Source organism: Micromonospora lacuserhaii (assembly GCF_036902735.1).
Classification (GTDB): Bacteria; Actinomycetota; Actinomycetes; order Mycobacteriales; family Micromonosporaceae; genus Micromonospora.
Map to the genome: position 1 here is coordinate 86773 of NZ_JBAKHO010000006.1, position 16075 is coordinate 102847.

Below are 16075 nucleotides of genomic sequence, written 5' to 3' on the forward strand. Positions count from 1 at the left end.
GTCCGGCCGGCGCCGGGGGTGTGGCTCAGTGGGCGTACCCCTGACCGGAGGCCGCGGGGCGCCGACGCTCCCGCAGCCGGCGCAGGGCCGGCGGGTGGACGTTGGCCAGCTCGAGCTCGCCGCCGTAGTGGGCGAGCACCCGGTGGTCCATCACCCGCCACCAGAGCGGCGGCACCAGCGCGGCGACGACCATGGTGGCGTAGCCGGCCGGCAGCCGGGGCGACATGTCGAAGCTGCGCAGGGTCTGGTAGCGGCGCAGCGGGTTGGCGTGGTGGTCGCTGTGCCGCTGGAGCTGGAACAGGAAGACGTTGGTCACCGTCCGGTCGCTGTTCCAGCTGTGCCGCGGGTCGACCTTCTCGTAGCGGCCGGCGGCGGTGCGCTGCCGGGCCAGCCCGTAGTGCTCCAGGTAGTTGACCACCTCCAGCAGGGAGAAGCCGACCACCGCCTGGAGCACCAGGAACAGCAGCACCCCCGGGCCGAAGACGACGGCCAGCACCCCGAACAGCAGCACCGTCATCGCCCAGGCGTTGAGGATGTCGTTGCGATGGGTCCAGGGGTTGCGGCCGCGCAGCCGGAACCGGCTGGTCTCCAGCCGCCAGGCCGACCGCAGGCTGCCCAGGACGGTACGCGGCCAGAAGGCCCAGAAGCTCTCCCCCAGCCGGGAGCTGGCCGGGTCCTCCGGGGTGGCGACCCGGGTGTGGTGGCCCCGGTTGTGCTCGACGTAGAAGTGCCCGTAGCCGGTGGGCGCCAGGGCGATCTTGGAGAGCCAGCGTTCTGCGGTCTCCCGCTTGTGCCCCAGCTCGTGGGCGGTGTTGATGGCGATGCCGTTGACCACGCCGACCGTGGCGACCAGGCCGGCCGCGCCGAGCCAGGAGAGCTCGCCGCGGGCCCAGACGGCGCAGCAGAGCACCAGGGCGGCGTACTGGGCGGGCAGGTAGAGGTAGGTGAGCCAGCGGTAGTAGCCGTCGGCCTGCAGGCCCGGCACCGCCTCGTCCGGCGGGTTGCGCCGGTCGTCGCCGATGAGCAGGTCGATCGTCGGGATGAGCCCGAAGACCACCGCCGGGGTGAGCCACCAGGCCCAGGCGCCGCCGGTGCTCCGCCAGCCGAGCCAGCCCAGGAAGGGCAGCACCGGGACGAGCAGGGCCAGCGGCCAGAGCGGCTTGCGGGTGTCGCGCCAGGCGACGGTGCTGGCGCCGGTGCTGACGGCCATCGTCGACCTCCGATCTCACGGGTCTGCCGTCGACTGTGGCACCGGTCACGTTGATTTACAAGAGGGCAGATTTTGTAAAGCGAAATCCGCCACGAGTGACCCCGCCTGCCGGCGCATGAACGCTGTCAGCCGCGGCTGGCCCGATCGCGTTCCCGACGGGCGGCCAGCATGCTCCAGCCGATCGAGACCGAGAGGGTCAGCACCACCACGGCGAGGGTGAGCCAGACCGGCAGCTTGCCCACCGGGGTCTCGGCCACGATCAGCTTCATCCCGGCGAAGGCGAGCAGCACCGCCAGCCCGTACCGCAGGTAGCCGAAGTGCCGCAGCAGCCCGGCCAGACAGAAGTAGAGGCTGCGCAGCCCCAGCACGGCGAAGGCGGTCGCCGTCCACACCAGGAACGTGTCGGTGGTGATGGCCAGGATCGCCGCCACCGAGTCGATCGCGAAGACCACGTCGGTGGCCTCGATCGCGATCAGCGCGACCAGCAGCAGGGTGGCCCGGCGCCGGCCGTGGACCCGGACGGCGAACTGGCCGCCGTGGAAACGGGACTCGGTCGGCACCATCCGGCGGAAGAGCCGGACCGCGACGTTGTGGTCGGGGTCGACGTCCGGTTCGCCCCGTACCGCCAGGCGCCACCCGGTCCAGATCAGGAACGCGGCGAGCACGAAGCCGGCCCAGGCCAACCGGTTCAGCAGCTCCGCTCCGACGAAGATGAAGCCCAACCGGAACGCGAGCGCCCCGACCACCCCCCAGAAGAGCACCTTGTGCTGGTACGCGGCGGGTACCCGGAAATAGCCGAACAGCAGCGCGAAGACGAAGACGTTGTCGACGGAGAGGGCCTTCTCCAACAGGTAGCCGGAGAAGTACGCCACCGCCGGCTCGCTGCCGCGCCAGAACCAGATCAGCAGGCCGAAGCTGAGCCCGGCGGTGATCCAGACGGCGCTCCAGACCAGCGCCTCCCGCAGCTCGATCACGTGGTTGTCGCGGTGCAAGAGGACGTCGACCGCCAGCATGACGGCGATGACCGCGCCGACCACCGCCCAGGCCCAGAGCGGCGCCCGGAACGTCGCCTCGTCCACCCCGCGTCCTCCGCATCCACGACGGGACAGGCGGCTGGCACTCCCGACGCATGGCCGGCGCCGGCAGCACCGACGCGCCAGGCTCGCCCCCCGGCCGAGGATGAGCTGCGGCGGGACCGGACCGCGCCGCCCCCGAGCCTAGGCGAGCCACCCGCCAGCCGACGGCGGTCCACCGAAGTCGCCGCGAGCCGGCGCGCCTGCCCGGCCCCCGCTCCCGCGTCGGTGGATCCGGGCAGCGCCCGGGCGGCACCCAACGTCATCGACGACCTTGCCCCGGCCCGGTTCGCCTGGTATCCACAGATGCGCATGCGTAACCGCGCACGCGCCGGGCCGGCGCCGCGTCGGCCCCCGCTCCCACGAGGAGGTCCCGTGCCCATACCGGAGTGGACACCAACGACGAGCCGGCGCCGACGCCGGCTCGTTCCCGTACTGGCGACCGCCGCCGTGGTCGCCGCCCTGCTGCCGGCCGGCACCGCCACGGCCGCACCGGGCGACGCAGCGGCCGCGACACCGGGCCGCTCCGGCGCGTTCGGCGACGACAGCCACGCCTCCGCCGACGTCGACAACCGCACCGGTACGGCCGCACCCGACGCCCGCCAGCGGGGGCTCGCCCGGCGCGCCGACGCCGACGTCCGGTGGAACCGGCTCGGCACCCCGCAGGCGCTCGGCCCGGCCCGCACGCCCCTCGCCACCGGCCTGCCGGCCGATCCGGAGGCCGCCGCCCGGCGCTACCTCGCCGACAACCGCGACCTGTTCGGCCTCGACGCCGACACGGTCGCCGCGATGGACCGGCTGCTGGTCCGGCCGATCGGCCCGGGCGCGGTGGTCACCCTCCGGCAACGCCTCGGCGACCTCCCCGCCGGATACGACGGCCTGGTCACCGTGGCGGTCGTCGACGGCACCGTGGTCTCGGTCAGCTCCTCGCTGACCCGCGACGACACGACGCCCGCCCCGGCCACGCTCACCGGCGAGCAGGCGTACGCCGCCGCGCTCGCCGACGCCGGGCTGACCGCCGAGGGGGTGGCCAGCCACAGCGTCCGGCAGGTCGCCGTGCCCACCCCCACCGACGGCAACCGGGCCGCGTACGAGGTGACCCTGATCGGGAAGGCCACCGACCACCCGGCCGCCGTCACCACGTACGTCGACGGGATCACCGGCGGCGTCCTGGTCCGCGAGGACCTGGTCGACTTCGACTCCGACAACCCGAGCTGGGCGGTCTACCCGGCCACCCCACCGCAGGACCTCGCCGCGGGGCAGGACCCCCGGGTGCGCTGGTGCGGCGACCCCGCGCCGGGCTGCGCCGCCGCGTTCCGCGACCCGGCGAGCGGCCAGCCCTGGGACGTCGACCTGACCACCGGCACGCCGACCGGCACCTCCCGGGGCAACTCGGCCAACACGGTGGTCTCCTGGGGCGCGGGCAGCCCGCTGCTGCCGGCCCCGGCCAGCCCCGAGCGCCGCTACGAGTACCCCTTCACCGACCAGTGGCACCAGTCCCGCTGCAACCCGGCGGCGTTCACGTCGGCGCAGCGCAACGACGCCGACGCGGCCATCGCGAACCTCTTCGCGATGCACAACCGGATGCACGACTGGGCCTGGCACCTCGGCTTCACCGAGGCCACCTGGAACCTGCAGGCGGTCAACGTCGGCGCGGCCGGCCTGGGCGGTGACGCCGAGCAGGGCCGGGCCCAGCAGGGCGCGCTGAGCGGCAACCGGAACAACGCCAACCAGGGCACGCCCCGCGACGGCCTCCCGCCGAGCACCAACATGTACCTGTGGCAGCCGCAGGCCGGCGGGCCGTACCCGCCGTGCGTCGACGGCGACTACGACATGACGGTGATCGGGCACGAGTACACCCACGCGATCACCAACCGGATGATCGCCGGGCCGGACACCGGCATCAGCGGCCTCCAGGGCGGCGCGATGGGCGAGTCGTGGAGCGACCTGCTCGCCGCGGAGTACCTGTACGAGCACGGTCTGCGCGCCCCCGGCGAGACGCCCTTCGTCACCGGCGGGTACGTCACCGGCAACCTGGTCAGCGGCATCCGCAACCACGACATGAGCCGCAGCCCGCTGAACTACTCCGACGTCGGCTACAACACCGCCGGCCCGGCCGTGCACGCCGACGGCGAGATCTGGAGCGCCACCAACCACCGGATCCGGGCCGCCATGGTGAAGCGGTACGGCCTCGGCACCGGGCAGCGGCAGCTCGACTGCGCGCAGGGGAAGGTCACCGCGGACCAGTGCCCGGGCAACCGGCGCTGGGCGCAGCTGGTCTTCGACTCGTTCCTGCTCCAGGCCGCCAGCCAGGTCAGCATGCTCGACATGCGGGACAACCTGCTCACCGCCGACCTGCTCCGCTTCGGCGGGGCCGACCAGGAGCTGATCTGGGCCGAGTTCGCCCGCTCCGGCATGGGCCGGGACGCCGCCACCGTCGGCGCCGCCGACAGCGACCCGACGCCGAGCTTCGCCAGCCCTGCCGGCGGCAACGCCACCCTCACCCTGCGGGCCAAGGGCGACAGCGCCGACGCGCCGGTCCGGGTGTACGTCGGCGACTACGAGGCCCGGGCCACCCCGATCGCCGACACCGATCCGGCCACCCCGCTGCCGGACACCTTCGAGGCGGTCGCCGGGACGTACCAGCTGCTGGCGGTCGCGCCCGGCTTCGGCCACCAGCGGCTCAGCGTGGTCGCCCAGGCCGGCCAGGAGGGGTACGTCGACCTGCGGCTGAGCCGCAACCTGGCGTCCACCACCTCCGGCGCGGTGATCACCGGAGACGGGGTGAACCTGGACCGGATCGGCGACGACACCGAGGCCACCAACTGGGCCTCGCTGGACGGCGTCGCCGGCAGGCAGGTCACCGTGGCGCTGCCCGGGGACGCGGCCCAGGTGGTCAAGCGGGTGAACGTCAGCGCCATGCTCCGCCCGGCGATCGTCGGGGACGCCGACGCGGGCGGGCAGAACGCGTTGAGCGCGCTGCGCGCGTTCGCCGTGTCGACCTGCGACGCGACCACCACCGACTGTGCCGACCCGGCCCGCTGGCAGCGGATCTACACCAGCGACGCCGACGCGTTCCCCGGTGGGAAGTACCGGGCCTACACCCGGGACATCAACCTGCGCTCGTTCCGGGTGCCGACCACCCTCGCCACCCACGTGAAGCTGGAGGTGCTGGCCAGCCAGTGCACGGGCGGGCCCGCGTACGCCGGGGAGCAGGACGACGACCCGGCCACCACGACCGACTGCGCGACCGCCAGCCCGGCGCGCGACCAGGTCCGGGTCGCCGAGTTCCAGGTGTTCTCGAAGTGATGCCCGCCGGGGGTCGGGCGATGCCCGGCCCCCGGCGGCCCCCGATCAGCGACGGGCCGGCGTCCAGCGCCCGGGCTGCCGCTCGAAGGGCCGGCCTCCGGTGCCACCGTCGGCCGCGCCGGCGGCGCGGGTGAGCTGCCGCAGCCGCATCAGCAGGCCGACGCCGAGGAAGAGCAGCAGCCCACCGAGGAGGAAGGCCGCCTGTACCAGCCCGAAGCCGCCGGGGCCGGTCTGCGCCCGGTTCGCGGCGGCGGGCGGCGGCACGTCGGCGACCGCCGCCTCGGTCGGCTCGGCGTCCTCGGTGGCGGGCACGGTCGGCTCGGCGGGCACCGTCGGCTCGGCCGGCACCGTCGGCTCGGCCGTCGGGGCGGTTGCCGCGCCGACCACCTCCCGGGTGGCGGTCTGCCGGGCGAGCAGGCGCAGACCCTCGTCGTACGCCTCGGCGGCGAGGGTGAGCTGCCCCTCGGTGACGTCCTCCGCGAAGGCCACCTGGTAGCGAGCGGTGACCGTACGGTCCGGGCAGAGCGTGCCCGGGTCGAGCTCCCGGTCGGTCAGCCGGGCCACGTCCCCGTCGGTCCTGATCTCCAGCGGGAAGGAGCCGGAGTCCTCCACCCGGTCCATCTTCACCTGGTCCAGCCGCAGGCCGCCCTGCACGCTGAGCACCATCGACCAGCGCACCTTGAGGCAACCGCCGCCGTCGCGGCGGACCACCGCGGAGACCGTGCGCACCTGGTCATCCGCGCTGAACTCGTCGGGCAGGCCGCTCAGCTCGGTGGCGAACCCGGGCGCGGCCGACGCCGGCGTCGGCGCCGCCAGCCCCGTCGCCGACAGGCAGGCCAGCACCACCCCGACCCGCAGCGCGTTGCGCCACACCGTCATCACCGCCTCGTCCTTTCGTGGGTCCGGTCCACTCGCCACGCTATGAGCGGGCCGGGGAAGCCGGTAGACGGGCGTGTTCGCACCGACCGCCACATCCGGGGCGCGTTATCACCGGCTGTGGTGAACCGGTCACCGTCGCCCCGCGACACGCCCGGAAAGCCGGCCGGGGCACAATTCCAGGGTGTCCGACCTTTCCGCGGCCTTCGTCCGGCTGCACGCCCGGCTCGCCCCGGTGCCCTTCGTTCCCGAGGTGCGGCTGCACCAGGCCGACGAGCCGATCGGGCTGTGGGAGCTGACCGAGGGCGAGTTCCGCAGCGCCCAGCCCCCGCCGTTCTGGGCCTTCGCCTGGGCCGGCGGGCAGAGCCTGGCCCGCTACGTCACCGACCACCCCGAGCTGGTCGCCGGCCGCCGGGTGCTCGACCTGGCCGCCGGCTCCGGCCTGGTGGCCATCGCCGCCGCGAAGGCCGGCGCGGCGTCCGTGCGCGCCGTCGAGGTGGACGACCGGGCGGTCGCGGCGGTCGCGCTGAACGCCGACGCCAACGGGGTACGCGTCGACGCCGAACTCGGCGACATCCTGGACGGCGACGCCGGAGGCGCGGACGTGGTGCTCGCCGGGGACGTCTTCTACAGCGAGGCGATGGCGAAGCGGATGCTGCGTTTCCTGCTCCGGGCGGCCCGCACCGAAGGGGCCCGGGTGCTGGTCGGCGACCCCGGGCGGGCGTTCCTGCCCCGCGAGCGGTTCCGCGAGCTGGCCGCGTACGACGTGCCGGTGCCGGAGGCGCTGGAGAGCGTACGGGTGAAGCGCACCACCGTCTGGGAGCTGGACCCGACACCGCCGGGAGCCGCCCGCTAGCGTGTCGGCGTGCTGTTCCGGGGCTGGGAGTCCGTCGACGCGCCCTGGCCCGACGTGGCGACGGTCGTCGACCACGTGGGCGTCGCGCACCTGGTGGTGACCCGGCACGCGCTGGTCCGGCAGGTCCTCGCCGAACCGGTGACCTGGCTGCCCGACAACGCCCTGGACGCGGTGACCCCGGTCCCGGTGGCGGCGCTGCGGATCCTCGCCCGGCACCGGTTCCGGCTGCCGCCGACGCTTGCCAACAACTCCGGGGCGAGCCACCCGGCGATCCGGGAAATCGTCGCCGAGGCGCTGCACCCGGCCCGGGTGGACGCGCAGCGGCCCTGGCTGACCGACCTGGTCCGGCGGCGGGTGGCCCGGCTGGATACCGCGTTGGCCGCCGGGGAACCGGTCGACCTGTACGCCGCGCTCGCCGCCGACCTGCCGCTGCTGGTGCTGGCCCGGCTGGTCGACCTGCCGGACGCCCCGGTCGAGGCGGTGAAGGATTTCGCCCGGGCCGCGCTGGAGCTGTTCTGGGCCCCGCTGGACGCCGACCGGCAGCTCGCCCTGGCCGCCGAGGTGGGCCGGTTCCACACCGTGCTGCGGGACTTCGCCGCCACCGGCGGCGGGCTCGCCGCCCGGCTCCGGGCCGCCGGCCACTCCCCCGACGTGGTGGTCGGCGCGCTCTTCTTCCTGCTGGTCGCCGGCCAGGAGACCACCTCGCAGTTCCTCACCCTGCTGCTGCACCGGCTGGCCGGCGAGCCGACGGTCCGCGCCGGGCTGCGGGACGGCAGGGTGGCGGTCGCCGACGTGGTCGAGGAGGGACTGCGGCTGGAGCCGCCGATCGTGACCTGGCGGCGGGTGGCCGCGGCCGACACCACGCTCGGCGGGACGGCGGTGGCGGCGGGGACCAGCGTGGTGCTCTGGCTGGCCCGCGCCGGACGCGACCCCGAGGTGGTGGCGGAGCCTTCCGGGTTCCTCCCCGGTCAGCGCGGCTCGCGCCGGCACCTGGCCTTCGGGGCCGGGGCGCACCGCTGCGTCGGCGCGCAGCTGGCCCGGATGGAGGCGGCGGTGGTGGTCGCCGAGGTCGCGGCACTGCTGGACGGGGTGACGGTGGTCCGCGCGCCGTGGTGCCCGGACAACCTCACCTTCCGGATGCCGGACGCGTTCGTGGTCCGTCGGCCCTGAGCTGCCAGAGAGGCGACCGGGGCAACGACGACCCTCAGGTGTTCAGCTGATCTCCTCGGCCCAGGCCCGCCAGTCGTCGAGCACCCCGTGGAGGGCCGGGGTGAGCCAGCCGGGGGCGGAACGCCGGAAGACCCCTGGGTCCATCGCGCCCGCGCCCATCGGCAGCGCGCCGAGCAGGTCGGGTACCAGGTCGGTCAGGTTGGTCCAGTGCACCAGCTCCGGCTCCGTCGGCCAGGCGCCGATCACCACCCCGGCGGGGACCGCCCGTCGCTCCAGGGCCTCCAGGGTCAGCGCGGTGTGGTTGAGCGTGCCGAGCCCGGCGCGGGCCACCACCACCGCCGGGGCGTCCAGGGAGACCGCCAGGTCGGCCACCGTCCACGGCTCGCCGGACGGGCGCAGCCCCATCGGTACGAGCAGCCCGCCGGCCCCCTCGATCAGCACCAGGTCGTGCTTGTCGACCTCGGCCCGGATCGCGTCGACCGCGGTGTAGAGCTCCAGCGGTTCCAGCTCGGCGACCCGGGCCGCGGCGAGCGGGGCGAGCGGGTCCGGATAGCTGGCCAGGGTCCGGCCGGTCAGCGGGGCGGCCAGCCGGGTCACCGAGTCGACGTCGCCGGGCTCGCCGGAGGCCGTACCCGTCTGCCCTGGTTTGATCACCGCCACCCGCAGGCCGGCGGCCTGCGCGGCGGCCGCGATGGCAGCGGTGACCACCGTCTTGCCGACCTCCGTGTCGGTGCCGGTGACCAGCACCGCCCCCTTCCATGGGCTGGTCAAGGCGCACACTCCACGATGACCTCCAGGGCGCGGTCGAAGTCGGCCCGCGGCACCCCGGCGGAGATCGTCAGTCGCAGCCGGGATCGGCTGTCCGGGGTGGACGGCGGGCGGAAGCAGCCGACCGCGACGCCGCGGTCCCGGCAGTCGGCGGCCCAGGTGGTGGCCGCCTCCGGGCCGGGGGCGGTCACCGACACCACGGCGGCGTCGGGGGCGGAGACGGTCAGCCCGGCGGCGGTCAGCCGGCGCACCGCCGACGCGGCCCGGTCGGCCAGCTCGGCGCGCAGGTCGTCGCCGGCCCGGGCCAGCTCGACGGCGGCGTGCACGCCGGCGACGACCGCGGGCGGCGGCGCGGTGTCGAAGATGAAGGTCCGACCCGTCTCGATCAGGTGCCGGACGAACTCGGCCGGCCCGGCGACCACCCCGCCGGCGCCACCGAGCGCCTTGGAGAGGGTGGCGGTGACCACCACGTCCGGCTCGCCGGCCAGCCCCGCGGCGGCGACCCCGCCGGCGCCGGCCGGACCGGTGACGCCGAGCGCGTGCGCGTCGTCGACCAGCAGCAGCGCGCCGTGCCGGCGGGCCACCGCGTGCAGCGCGGCCAGCGGGGCGAGGTCCCCGTCGACGGAGAAGACCGACTCGGTGACCACCACCGCCGGGCGGCCGGGCGCGGCGGCCAGCGCGGCGGCCACCGCGTCGACGTCGGCGTGCGGGGTGACCACCGTCTCCGCGCCGGAGATCCGGCAGCCGTCGATCAGCGAGGCGTGGTTGTGCGCGTCGGAGACGAGCAGGGTGCGGGGCTGGACGAGCCCGCGGACGGCGGCCAGATTGGCCAGGTAGCCGGAGGAGAAGACCAGTGCCCGGTCGGCGCCGAGCCAACCGGCCAGGGCGTCCTCCAGGGCGTGGTGGGCGTCGGTGGAGCCGCGCACCAGCCGCGACCCGGTGGCACCCAGCCCGTACGCGGACAGTGCCCGCGCGGCGGCGGCGGTGACCTCGGGGTGGGTGGCCAGGCCCAGGTAGTCGTTGCCGGCCAGGTCGACCACGGCGTCGCCGGCGGCGCGGGGGCGCAGTGTCCGGGTGAGTCCCGCCTTGGCCCGCAACTCGGCGCGGCGGTCGAGCGCCGCCAGCCAGTCCGCCACCGTCACTCCCCACCGCCGTCGACCGCTTCCGCCGGGCGAAGTTACCACCCGCCCGCCGGGGCCCGGCGGTTCCACTCGGTTCGCCTTGACCTCAACCTCGGTTCAGCTCGCCGGGTCGACGGATGCGCCGGTGCGGGCGCTGCTGGCCGACGAACTGACCGACATCGGACATCCGGAGCCCGGGGAAGCGGCCATTTCTCGGCGCCGAGGGGCCTTGTAGGGTACGAGCCATGCCAGAGATCCTCGACCAGGCCCGGACCCAGGTGCTGGAGAACGGCGTCGGCCTCGACGAGGCCGGTGTCCTCGCCGTGCTGAACCTGCCCGACGAAGACGTCCCCGCCGCCCTGCAGCTCGCCCACGAGGTACGGATGCGCTGGTGCGGCCCGGAGGTCGAGGTCGAGGGCATCGTGTCGCTCAAGACCGGCGGCTGCCCGGAGGACTGCCACTTCTGCTCGCAGTCCGGCCTGTTCACCTCCCCGGTCCGCTCGGTCTGGCTGGACATCCCCTCCCTGGTCGAGGCGGCGAAGCAGACCGCCGCGACCGGGGCGACCGAGTTCTGCATCGTGGCCGCCGTGCGCGGCCCGGACGACCGGCTGATGAAGCAGATGCGCGAGGGCGTCGCCGCCATCAAGGCGGAGGTCGACATCCAGGTCGCCGCGTCGCTGGGCATGCTCAGCCAGGAGCAGGTCGACGACCTGGTCGAGATGGGCGTGCACCGCTACAACCACAACCTGGAGACCTGCCGCTCCTACTTCCCGAACGTGGTCACCACGCACTCCTGGGAGGAGCGCTGGGAGACGCTGAAGATGGTCCGCGAGTCCGGCATGGAGGTCTGCTGCGGCGGCATCCTCGGCCTGGGCGAGACGGTGGAGCAGCGCGCCGAGTTCGCCGCCCAGCTCGCCGCGCTGGACCCGCACGAGGTGCCGCTGAACTTCCTCAACCCCCGGCCGGGCACCCCGCTGGGTGACCGCCCGGTGGTGGAGGGGAAGGACGCGCTGCGGGCCATCGCCGCGTTCCGGCTGGCCATGCCGCGCACCATCCTCCGGTACGCGGGCGGCCGGGAGATCACGCTGGGCGACCTGGGCACCCGCGACGGGCTGCTCGGCGGGATCAACGCGGTCATCGTCGGCAACTACCTGACCACCCTGGGTCGGCCGGCGACCGCCGACCTGGAGCTGCTCGACGACCTGAAGATGCCGGTCAAGGCCCTCTCCGCGACCCTGTGAGGTAGACGGTGACCGAACTGGTCGAGCCCACGGTGACCTGGTGCGACCGCTGCGGCGAGAGCGCCACGGCGGTCCCGCACCCGGGTTGCGCGGCAGCGCGGGCGCTGGAGCCGCCGCGGTACTGCGCGCACTGCCGCCGTCGGATGAAGGTGCAGGTGCTCCCGGTCGGCTGGTCGGCGGTCTGCGTCGCGCACGGCGAGATCCGGGGCTGAGCCGGTGCTGCGGGGGCAGAGCGTGACGCTGCGACCGGTGACGGACGCGGATGTGCCCGCCCTCGCGGCGATCCGGGCCACACCGGAGGTACGGCGCTGGTGGCGCGGCGGCGACGACCTGGTCGCCGCGGTCCGCGCCGAGCTGGCCGACGACGACCTCACCGGGTACGCCATCGAGCACGACGGCCGGGTCGTCGGCCTGGTGCAGTACTACGCCGAGCCGGACCCGGACTACCGGCACGCCGCGCTGGACATCTACCTCGACCCGGCGGTGCACGGCGCCGGGCTGGGCGGGGACGCGATCCGCACGCTGGCCCGGCACCTGGTCTCCGCGCACGGCCACCACCGGCTCACCATCGACCCGGCCGCGGCGAACACCGCCGCGATCCGGGCGTACGCCAAGGTCGGTTTCCGGCCGGTGGGCATCATGCGCCGCTACGAACGCGGTGCGGACGGCAGCTGGCACGACGCCCTCCTGATGGACCTCCTCGCCGAGGACCTGCCTGACTGACTCAGCCGGTGAAAGCCTGAAGGATCTCGGACAGTTTCCCGTTCGGTCGGCGGGCTCAGCCGCTGGTTGCAACACCTTCGTTGATGTGGTGGAGGTGGTTGCTGGTGGCGGGGCGGTTGTCGGCGGGGGAACGGGAAGAGATCGGTTTGGGTCGGGCGGCGGGGCTGTCCGTGCGGGAGATCGCTCGCCGGTTGGGGCGGGCGCCGTCGACGGTGAGTCGGGCAGCGCCGTTGGTTGGCACACCAGATGTCTCATGTCCGCCCGATCCGTGTCGACGGCTCGTCCGCGGCCTCGGCCGGCGGCCCGGATTCGGCCGGCTCCCGGTCCTGCGGCGGTGGCGACGGATCGCGTCCCGTGCGCTCAGGGCGCCGGCGGTCACGCCGCCGGTCCACCAGGGCCGCGACCAGCAGCGATCCCGCCGCCGCGGCGCGGCCCCACCGGCGCAGAACGGCGCGGACCGGGCCGGGCGGCGACGGCGGGGGCGGCCCGGGCACCACCACCCGGTCGACCCCTGGGTACGCGAGCCGGGAAGCTTCGATCGCCTCCTCCTCCGACCGCACGGCCCGGTTTGCGGACATGACCACGGGTCCCATCTCGTCGCGATAACGCCAGCGCCACCCGTCGCCGTCCGGCCACAGCTCGATCCGCTCACCCGGTCGGTCCCGCGGCGGAGTCAGCGGCAGGCCGGCGCCGTTCCGGTCTGCGGGCTCCCCCGTCGCCCGCCCCCCGGCCCGCCCCAGGTCGGCGCGGGTGAGTTCGCCGATGCCACCGGATCCGCTCCGGCGCAGCGCCCGGGCCGCGAGGAATGCGACCCCGCCGGTCAGGAGTGGCAGGACGAGCGCCAGCACCCGGAACAGCGCCAGCAGGTCGTAGACGGACACCCGCAGCAGCCGGGCGAGGATGTCGTCCCCCGCAGCGACAGTCAGCACAACGTAGAAGGTCAGCGCACCGACGCCGACGGCCAACCGGACCGGATGGTCGCGGGGCCGGTCGAGCAGATGGTGCTGCCGACGGTCCCGTGTAAGTATCCGCTCGGCGAACGGCCAGGCGTAGAGGGCCAGGAAGGTGATCCCGCCGAGCACCACGCCGGGCAAGAACGGGACCGGCACGAGGTGCCCGGCGATGCGGAACTCCCACGGCGGGAACAGTCGCAGCGCGCCGTCGCCCCAGGCGACGTACCAGTCCGGCTGGGCCGGTGAGGTGGACTGGGCCGGCTCGAAGGGACCGTAGAGCCAGACCGGGTTGATCTGCACCAGGCCGCCCAGGGCGAACAGCACCGCCAGCACCCAGGCGAACAGGGCGAGGGAACGCAGGGCGTAGCTCGGCCAGAGCAGCGATCCGACCACGTTGTGCTCGGTCCGCCCCGGGCCCGGGAACTGGCTGTGCTTCTGCCGCACCAGGATGGCCAGGTGCAGCGACACGAGGGCGACCAGGACCGCCGGCACCAGCAGCACGTGGCTGATGAACAGCCGGGGGATCATCACGTCGGAGGGGAACTCCCCACCGAGGCCCAGCGACACCAGCCACGCTCCGACCAGGGGTATCGACTCCACCACCGACACGATGATCCGCAGTCCCATGCCCGAGATCAGGTCGTCCGGCATGGAGTAGCCGGTGAATCCGTTGGCCAGCGCGAGGGTCAGCATGGTCACGCCGATCAGCCAGTTGAGCTCGCGCGGCTTGCGGAACGCTCCGGTGAAGAAGATCCGGGTCAGATGCAGCAGGATCGCCGCGACGAAGACCAGCGCGGCCCAGTGGTGGGTCTGCCGGATCAGCAGGCCGGCCCGGATGTCCCAGCTCAACCGGACCGTCGAGGCGTATGCGGCGGAGGTGGTGGCGCCGTCCAGCGGGGCGTACCCGCCGTGGTAGACCCGGTCGGCGGAGCTGGCGTCGAAGAAGAAGGTGAGGTAGATGCCGGTGAGGATCAGCGCGAGGAACGAGTAGAGCGCGATCTCGCCGAGCATGAACGACCAGTGGTCGGGGAAGACCTTCGCCAGCGCCCGACGGGTGATCGGGGAGAGCCGCAGCCGGTCGTCCAGCGCGCGGGCCAGCCGGCCGGTGATCACGGCCGGCTCCAGAAGCCGGCGCCGGGCGGTGTGGTGAAGTCTCCGGTGGCGCGGAGGAAGCCGTCCGGTCCGATCTCGACGGGCAGGCCGGGCAGGGCCCGCGCGGCCGGGCCGGCCACCGGTCGGGCGTTCGCCATCAGGTCGAACGAGGACTGGTGGCAGGGGCAGAGCACCTGCCCGGTGCCCTTGAGGTAGAGCCGGACCGGGCAGCCGGCATGCGTGCAGAGCAGGGACCAGACGACCAGGCCGTCCAGGTGTCCGCCGGAGGGCGGCCGGGTGAAGCGTTCCGGTTCCAGCCGTACCGCGAAGGCGGGGGCGTCCCCGGCGTCGGCGTTGCCCTGCGGGAACACCCCGACCATCGCGTTCGCCGGCACGTCCTCGGGCCGCAGCGGGCGTCCGTCGCCGTCGACCAGCCGCACGCCGGGTCCCCACGGGGTGTCCTTCAGCGCCTTCACCGGGTCGGCCCGGTCCCACGGCAGCAGGGACCGCAGCGGGAACAACGCGGCGGCGCCGAGCGCGGTCAACGCCAGTCCGAGGGCGGCGAGCAGGCCACGCCGCCGCACCGGGCTGTCCGGCGCGGTCAGCACCGCCGCGGTCATCGCCTGCTCCGCGGGGGGCGGGGCGAAGCCCTCGTGCTCCTCGACGTACCCGCCGACCGGCACGAGGCGTCGTCCCCACACCGCCAGACCAACAGCCAGGCCGGCGCAGGCCACCGCCAGGCAGATCCCCTCCCACCGGGTGTTCCCGCCCAGCCCGTACGTCACCGCGAAGCCCACCGCCCCGACCGCGCTGGCCAGGAATGCAGTGATGATCCGACGGCTTGCCGCCCGCTCGGCCGCCGAAGGACGCCGGCCGCTCACTCCCCCGCCCTCCGGCCCAGCCACCGGGCGGCCGCCACCAGCAGCCCCAACACCGCCAGCCAGGCCACCAGCCCTTCGGCCAGCGGGCCGAGCCGCCCGAGCCGGTTGCCGCCCCGGTCCAGACGCTCGCCGCGCAGCCGCTCCACGTAACCGGTCAGGTCGTTAACCTGCGCGTCGCTGAGGACCTGACCAGGGAAGACCGGCATCAGCCCGGGGCCGACCCGGACCGCCTCGGCGACCTGCGTCGCCGTGGCGTCGTACAGCGGCGGGGCTATCCAGCCGCTGGTCAGCACCGCACCGGCACCGGTGGCGCCGTGGCACGGGGCGCAGTTCGCCGCGAAGACCTCCCGGCCGGAGACGACGTTCCCCGGCGTGACCCGCGGAACCTGCGGCCCGCCCCCGCCGAAGCTGGCCACCTGGCCGACCAGGGCCGCGATGTCATCGGCGGAGAAGACGGGTGCGCCGCGGCGGGCCTGCGGCACCTCCTGGGACACGGGCATGCGGCCGGTCGAGAGCTGGAAGTCCGTCGAGGCGGGACCCACGCCGACCAAGGAAGGCCCCCGCTGCGACCCCTGTCCCTGCTCGCCATGACAGCTCGCGCAGTGCTCCAGGTAGAGCTGCCTGCCCCGGTCGCCCGAGCCGGGCGGTGGCGTGGTGGCGGCCGTGGTCGCCGACTCCTGCGGGGTCGGCGCGGGCGCCACCACGACCGGGCCGGCGGCGAGCAGCAGGACGGGTCCCACCGCGAGGGCCCGGCGCGCGTGCAGGGCGGGCAGGCGGGTCGCCGTTCGTGGCTGTCGCATCG

At 74.6% G+C, this 16075-nt stretch carries 14 protein-coding genes and 1 pseudogene; 7 read left to right on the forward strand and 8 right to left on the reverse strand.

The features are described 5' to 3' along the window. Window positions 1–25: 25 nt before the first annotated feature. Both V6U81_RS06195 and V6U81_RS06200 read right to left on the reverse strand, forming a co-directional pair. On the reverse strand, window positions 26–1210 hold the full coding sequence (locus V6U81_RS06195) for an alkane 1-monooxygenase (RefSeq protein WP_334485343.1): 1185 nt from the start codon (window positions 1208–1210) through the stop codon (window positions 26–28). A 125-nt stretch (window positions 1211–1335) separates the two neighbouring features. Then, the gene (locus V6U81_RS06200) at window positions 1336–2289 is read right to left on the reverse strand and encodes a TerC family protein (protein WP_334485345.1); all 954 of its coding nucleotides are present in this window, start codon (window positions 2287–2289) and stop codon (window positions 1336–1338) included. Between the two features lie 369 nt (window positions 2290–2658). Here V6U81_RS06200 and V6U81_RS06205 point away from each other — a divergent pair, with 369 nt between their 5' ends. Further along, window positions 2659–5592 (forward strand): M36 family metallopeptidase, encoded by a 2934-nt coding sequence (locus V6U81_RS06205; protein ID WP_334485347.1) that lies wholly within the window; start codon window positions 2659–2661, stop codon window positions 5590–5592. A 45-nt stretch (window positions 5593–5637) separates the two neighbouring features. Here the strand turns inward: V6U81_RS06205 and V6U81_RS06210 are convergent, their stop codons facing one another. After that, window positions 5638–6471 carry a hypothetical protein gene (locus tag V6U81_RS06210; RefSeq protein ID WP_334485555.1) on the reverse strand — a complete coding sequence of 278 codons (834 nt, stop codon included), beginning with the start codon at window positions 6469–6471 and terminating at the stop codon, window positions 5638–5640. A gap of 181 nt (window positions 6472–6652) precedes the next feature. Here V6U81_RS06210 and V6U81_RS06215 point away from each other — a divergent pair, with 181 nt between their 5' ends. After that, window positions 6653–7324, forward strand: coding sequence for a class I SAM-dependent methyltransferase (locus V6U81_RS06215; protein ID WP_334485349.1), 672 nt, complete (start codon window positions 6653–6655; stop codon window positions 7322–7324). Between the two features lie 9 nt (window positions 7325–7333). Next, the gene (locus tag V6U81_RS06220; RefSeq protein WP_334485351.1) at window positions 7334–8494 is read left to right on the forward strand and encodes a cytochrome P450; all 1161 of its coding nucleotides are present in this window, start codon (window positions 7334–7336) and stop codon (window positions 8492–8494) included. 42 nt (window positions 8495–8536) lie between these two features. Here the strand turns inward: V6U81_RS06220 and bioD are convergent, their stop codons facing one another. Continuing rightward, complete coding sequence (gene bioD, locus V6U81_RS06225) at window positions 8537–9241, reverse strand: dethiobiotin synthase (RefSeq protein WP_334485557.1); 705 nt, start codon at window positions 9239–9241, stop codon at window positions 8537–8539. A 20-nt stretch (window positions 9242–9261) separates the two neighbouring features. After that, window positions 9262–10398 (reverse strand): 8-amino-7-oxononanoate synthase, encoded by a 1137-nt coding sequence (locus V6U81_RS06230; protein ID WP_334485353.1) that lies wholly within the window; start codon window positions 10396–10398, stop codon window positions 9262–9264. A 230-nt stretch (window positions 10399–10628) separates the two neighbouring features. Between V6U81_RS06230 and bioB the strand changes: the two genes are divergently transcribed. From bioB to V6U81_RS06250, 4 genes and pseudogenes are all read left to right on the forward strand, one after another. Next, window positions 10629–11624 (forward strand): biotin synthase BioB, encoded by a 996-nt coding sequence (gene bioB / locus V6U81_RS06235; protein ID WP_334485355.1) that lies wholly within the window; start codon window positions 10629–10631, stop codon window positions 11622–11624. An 8-nt stretch (window positions 11625–11632) separates the two neighbouring features. Next, the gene (bsaP, locus tag V6U81_RS06240) at window positions 11633–11836 is read left to right on the forward strand and encodes a biotin synthase auxiliary protein BsaP (protein ID WP_334485357.1); all 204 of its coding nucleotides are present in this window, start codon (window positions 11633–11635) and stop codon (window positions 11834–11836) included. Window positions 11837–11840: 4 nt separating this feature from the next. After that, window positions 11841–12347: a GNAT family N-acetyltransferase gene (locus tag V6U81_RS06245; protein ID WP_334485359.1), complete on the forward strand. Its 507-nt coding sequence runs from the start codon at window positions 11841–11843 to the stop codon at window positions 12345–12347. Window positions 12348–12451: 104 nt separating this feature from the next. Beyond that, window positions 12452–12568: pseudogene (locus tag V6U81_RS06250) on the forward strand (helix-turn-helix domain-containing protein); the annotation flags it as partial. Between the two features lie 30 nt (window positions 12569–12598). On the opposite strand, the gene qcrB reads toward V6U81_RS06250, so the two are convergent. From qcrB to qcrC, 3 genes are read right to left on the reverse strand one after another with little or no spacing between them, the layout of a single operon-like run. After that, window positions 12599–14413 (reverse strand): cytochrome bc1 complex cytochrome b subunit, encoded by a 1815-nt coding sequence (qcrB, locus tag V6U81_RS06255; RefSeq protein WP_334485361.1) that lies wholly within the window; start codon window positions 14411–14413, stop codon window positions 12599–12601. After that, a complete protein-coding gene (locus V6U81_RS06260; protein ID WP_334485363.1) occupies window positions 14410–15273 on the reverse strand; it encodes a ubiquinol-cytochrome c reductase iron-sulfur subunit in 864 nt (287 codons plus the stop codon). Before V6U81_RS06260 ends, qcrB begins: the two co-directional genes overlap by 4 nt. Further along, window positions 15270–16073 carry a cytochrome bc1 complex diheme cytochrome c subunit gene (qcrC, locus tag V6U81_RS06265; protein ID WP_334485365.1) on the reverse strand — a complete coding sequence of 268 codons (804 nt, stop codon included), beginning with the start codon at window positions 16071–16073 and terminating at the stop codon, window positions 15270–15272. The genes V6U81_RS06260 and qcrC overlap by 4 nt, the downstream gene beginning before the upstream one ends. Between the last annotated feature and the right edge of the window lie 2 nt (window positions 16074–16075).

Bases quoted from the DNA above. Each gene is read 5' to 3' on its own strand.
- qcrC (WP_334485365.1), bottom strand. From the start codon at position 16,073: ATGCGACAGCCACGAACGGCGACCCGCCTGCCCGCCCTGCACGCGCGC.
- V6U81_RS06195 (WP_334485343.1), bottom strand. From the start codon at position 1,210: ATGGCCGTCAGCACCGGCGCCAGCACCGTCGCCTGGCGCGACACCCGC.
- V6U81_RS06210 (WP_334485555.1), bottom strand. From the start codon at position 6,471: ATGACGGTGTGGCGCAACGCGCTGCGGGTCGGGGTGGTGCTGGCCTGC.
- bioB (WP_334485355.1), top strand. From the start codon at position 10,629: ATGCCAGAGATCCTCGACCAGGCCCGGACCCAGGTGCTGGAGAACGGC.